The 347-nt window shown below is 74.1% G+C and carries 1 pseudogene; it reads right to left on the bottom strand.

Annotation, left to right across the window (positions count from 1 at the left end):
- Positions 1-347 (bottom strand): annotated as a pseudogene (locus tag IDM40_RS27810) (acyltransferase family protein); the annotation flags it as partial.

Below are 347 nucleotides of genomic sequence, written 5' to 3'. Positions count from 1 at the left end.
GGAACATCGTCGAGACCGGCACCAGCGCCCCGCACAGCAGGAGCGCGATCAGGCCGGCCCACCCGAGCACGACGCGCACCCCCACGGGCAGCACGATGTGCCCGACCACCACGGCGAGCGCAGCGCCGAAGGCCAGCTCCCACAGGCGCGCCCCCGTGTCGAAGTAGGCCCACGGCTGGTCGACCGCGGTCACCCACACCGAGTAGGCCAGCGACAGGACGAAGACGCCCCCGGCGACGGCGAGCACCGCCCCGCGCACGGTCAGGCGCGAGCGGGCCGCGGCCACGACCGCCAGGGTGAGCAGCAGCGGCCACAGCACGTAGAACTGCCCCTGGATCGACAGCGAC

Source organism: Nocardiopsis coralli (assembly GCF_014892575.1).
Taxonomy (GTDB): domain Bacteria; phylum Actinomycetota; class Actinomycetes; order Streptosporangiales; family Streptosporangiaceae; genus Nocardiopsis; species Nocardiopsis coralli.
The sequence above is the reverse complement of the archived record's forward strand: the minus strand, read 5'-3'. Positions and strand labels throughout refer to the sequence as shown.